Consider the following 3,312-nt stretch of genomic DNA (forward strand, 5'->3'; position numbering starts at 1 on the left):
AGATCAGCTCCTAAAAGATGGGTTTGTGGTAAACACCATTTTAAAGGAAGCTGATCTTTTTTGTCCGAACAGCGTTCGGATTAATTTTACAATCTACCATAACACAAAAAAAGGCGTATCAAAAATCGACACGCTCGAAGTAATGGCGTTAACAGTAAGCTACGGGTTTCTTAAGAATTAGACGTACTTCTATCACTTCTAACCAAAGTATAACAAAACTGCTTGCTAATGAATACTTAATGACATGAAATAAACACTGTATGAGTTTGGACACTAAAAAGTTCTTCGACTTACTCGGTTGAATTTGTTTTAAAAACCCTAGGCGATTTGAATACCAGCCTCTAAGGTGTTATCCAATTTATAGATTCGTTCAACATCAATAACCACTACGCCAGCGCGTGGGAAACGTTCAAAAATGTTAGTTTTATCTAAAATCTGATTAGCAAAATCATCTGTTTCATGAATATGAGCCGTTCCCTCAAAGCGAAATCCCTGTTGAGCGCCTCTATCAGCAACCGCAACCGCTGCCAAATGGTTGCTCGAGAGATTATCATAGGCTTGCCTGAAGGTATGCTCAAAGTAGATTAAATGTGAGTCATCTAAGACATGTAGTGAGCCCTTGGGACCAACTTGAGGTTTGCCATCTATTCCTGTTGTTGCTAGGAAGGGGAGCTGACTCTTTAACATATTCTTCATTTCTTCTGTAAGATTTACCATTTAATTTTCTCCAATCAACACGACATTACGCTTTCCAATTACTTTTAGTAAGTATACTGTCGATATCCTATTTTGTCAATCCTATGTCCCAAGATGAACATCGCAGACTAGGATCACGGAAGGTTTAAAAAGATTCCCTTGTTTTGTAAATTGGTTAAGCAAACATGTTTATATCGTTGGTCATGCTCAGGATAGATGGGTATTGTGAGTGCAACCGGATTGAGTTGTTTGTATGCTGGGCAATGTTGACCTCGATACAGAGGATCATACCATTTCTGATCTGGATGATAACCTCGTTTTTCCATTTCACGTAACACAATACAGTGAAATTGAAATAATTTATATGGGGAATGTGCAAATACGTAATTAACGGTAGCGTGTTTCCGTCCCCATCCATTACCGCGAAGCGCCGCAATTTCACGATGCTGTCCCAATAATTGTTGTCTTGGGAGTTGCTGAATTAAATCTTGATGCCATAAACGCACGTTACAGCTTCCTTTCTTGAAAACTAGTCTTAATATTTATGCCATTTGGAGGATTACAGTACTGAACCATTTTATGACGAAGCGCCTTTTCTATAGGTTCATCGGCAGTATAAGTAATGGGATTTGCGCCTACTCGGATTGTCTGATCAATTTGTTCAATTTTGTTGGTGTGATTGCTTATATTGCTCTTGCAAAGGAATGATATCCTTTTTTGCTGTCTTTGGAGCAGCGATTGCACCCTCCGCATGAACATATACACGGTTTATTAAGATGGCTTTGAAAGTGAAGTCGTGCTACCTAATTTTGAGTCGTTTTAGCCTAACTAATACCTATCATGCCGAATTTGTTATTGGATCGCTTAAGTGTAGAAGCAACTAAATTTGTTCGATTAATTAGTTGAAAATTCTTGGGATTGCCCATGTATTTTTTAGTCTGGTTATTAGCTTTTATGTTTGATCTGCTTATTTCTGATCGCAAACACCCACAACTGCGAGTGAATCCTTTTTGAAGTCGTTGACTGTCAACAATACATTTATTTCCACATTGACATTGACAGAGCCAAAGCGCGTTTCCATTAGAACTGCTTCCCAAAAAACTAATGACTGTGAGTCGTCCAAACGTTTGATTGGCCAAATCGATACGCTTTTGCATACTAATCTCCCCGTTTGATAAGAAGGTACTTAAAGAGTTGTTTTCAATTGATCTAATCGCCATTGGCACCATGAAATAAAGGCTAATTCGTCAATCTTTGGAATGCCATAGGTTCTAGCATACGTTAACTTTTGAGTGGTAAGTAGTTGATCATAGGGTTTGCTAATAATACCAACCACAAGGATATCGACATTTTTGTCAATCCCGTTGACAGGTTTTGCTCCTAGAATAATTGCTAACTGTTGTGCCTGGAAACGACGAAAAGATCGCAAACGGCCGGTAAAGAGAATTCGTTTGCCCCTAAATCTATCATGATGTTTACCTCTCACTAGGGGGAACGTTTGCTAGATCTTCTGCCTGATACTTTTCGATGCGATATAAGGTTACTGGTGCAATACCTAACATGCGAGCAATTTGTCGCTTGGTCAGAGTTTCATCTCCGTCTTTCTTCCTATTTAAAAGGCGACAGGCTTCTTTATAAATATAGCGTTTTTGACGATTAGGTGAATGAGGACCATATTCGCGAATTTTGCCCTTATATTTGCCCTGGCGTTTGGCAATTTCTATGCCTTGTTGTTGCCGTATCTTAATAGTTTCGCGCTCTTCTTGAGCAATATACTTATATAGTTCGACAATAATTGTCGTAATCAAGTTACGAAGGTTAGGATCTTCAATACTTGCAAAGCTAGGCAGATTTAGAACATTCAATTGAGCTCCACGATGGCGAATGGTTTCGATGATGTCAGTCAAATCATGAGAATTGCGACCAAGTCGATCAAGGCTCAATACCACTACTTCATCATCATCACGAATATAGTCTAACATTGCTTTTAGTTGGGGACGATCGGCATTTTTACCTGAAAGCTTCTCTTGAAAGATTTTATTAACACCGGCATCATGTAGCTGCTCAATTTGACGTGCAAGATTTTGATCACGCGTACTAACACGCGCATAACCGATTTTAGCCAATTCTAGGTCGCCTCCGGGTCACTTATATGTAACTAATAATACTCCCTTCTCACTTTAGTTACAATAGGGTACACTCTAACGAAAAAAATCCTTCGATTAGTCAAGAACCGTTAGGCAAGCCTCAATAAAGGCAAGCCAGTACTTGGCGATGCCGCTTGGGCTGCGTACAATACCCCTTAGGGTTGACACTTTAAATAATAAAAGTGTAAATCCTAGGGGGTGTTTTGCATTATAAGTTATTCAACTATTGAAAAGCTTAAATTACTTCATGATTATCAGAAATCGGATTATGGTTTAACGGTGTACTCCGATTACCATGGTGTCCGACCAGCAAACATGAGTAAGTGGATTAAGCAATTCCTACTCGCTGGATTGGCGGGATTAATTAGACCTAAGCATAATCAGAAGTACTCATTAGAGACTAAGTTAACTGCTGTAAAAGCTTATCTTTCTGGCAAGTATACTAATCAAGCAATTCTCCAGCAGTATC

Annotated in this window: 5 protein-coding genes and 1 pseudogene; 2 read left to right on the forward strand and 4 right to left on the reverse strand. The window is 39.0% G+C overall.

The window, feature by feature from the left end; genetic code table 11:
* Positions 1–181: hypothetical protein (locus LOSG293_RS10215; RefSeq protein WP_034529783.1), on the forward strand; the 181-nt coding region annotated here is incomplete at its 5' end.
* A 137-nt stretch (positions 182–318) separates the two neighbouring features.
* Here LOSG293_RS10215 and LOSG293_RS09550 read toward each other — a convergent pair.
* The 4 genes from LOSG293_RS09550 to LOSG293_RS09575 all read right to left on the reverse strand — a co-directional run bounded on the left by LOSG293_RS09550 (position 319) and on the right by LOSG293_RS09575 (position 2,822).
* Complete coding sequence (locus LOSG293_RS09550) at positions 319–717, reverse strand: pyridoxamine 5'-phosphate oxidase family protein (protein ID WP_003582802.1); 399 nt, start codon at positions 715–717, stop codon at positions 319–321.
* Between the two features lie 113 nt (positions 718–830).
* Entirely contained in the window at positions 831–1,202 is a 372-nt protein-coding gene (locus LOSG293_RS09555) for a TIGR02328 family protein (protein WP_003563277.1), read from the reverse strand.
* Positions 1,203–1,882: 680 nt separating this feature from the next.
* On the reverse strand, positions 1,883–2,182 hold the full coding sequence (locus tag LOSG293_RS09570; RefSeq protein WP_034529789.1) for a BRCT domain-containing protein: 300 nt from the start codon (positions 2,180–2,182) through the stop codon (positions 1,883–1,885).
* Positions 2,172–2,822 carry a recombinase family protein gene (locus LOSG293_RS09575; protein WP_003586220.1) on the reverse strand — a complete coding sequence of 217 codons (651 nt, stop codon included), beginning with the start codon at positions 2,820–2,822 and terminating at the stop codon, positions 2,172–2,174. Before LOSG293_RS09575 ends, LOSG293_RS09570 begins: the two co-directional genes overlap by 11 nt.
* Before the next feature lie 300 nt (positions 2,823–3,122).
* Between LOSG293_RS09575 and LOSG293_RS09580 the strand changes: the two are divergent.
* Positions 3,123–3,312, forward strand: a pseudogene (locus LOSG293_RS09580) (helix-turn-helix domain-containing protein); the annotation flags it as partial.

It is taken from the genome of Secundilactobacillus oryzae JCM 18671, assembly GCF_000740055.1.
Classification (GTDB): Bacteria; Bacillota; Bacilli; order Lactobacillales; family Lactobacillaceae; genus Secundilactobacillus; species Secundilactobacillus oryzae.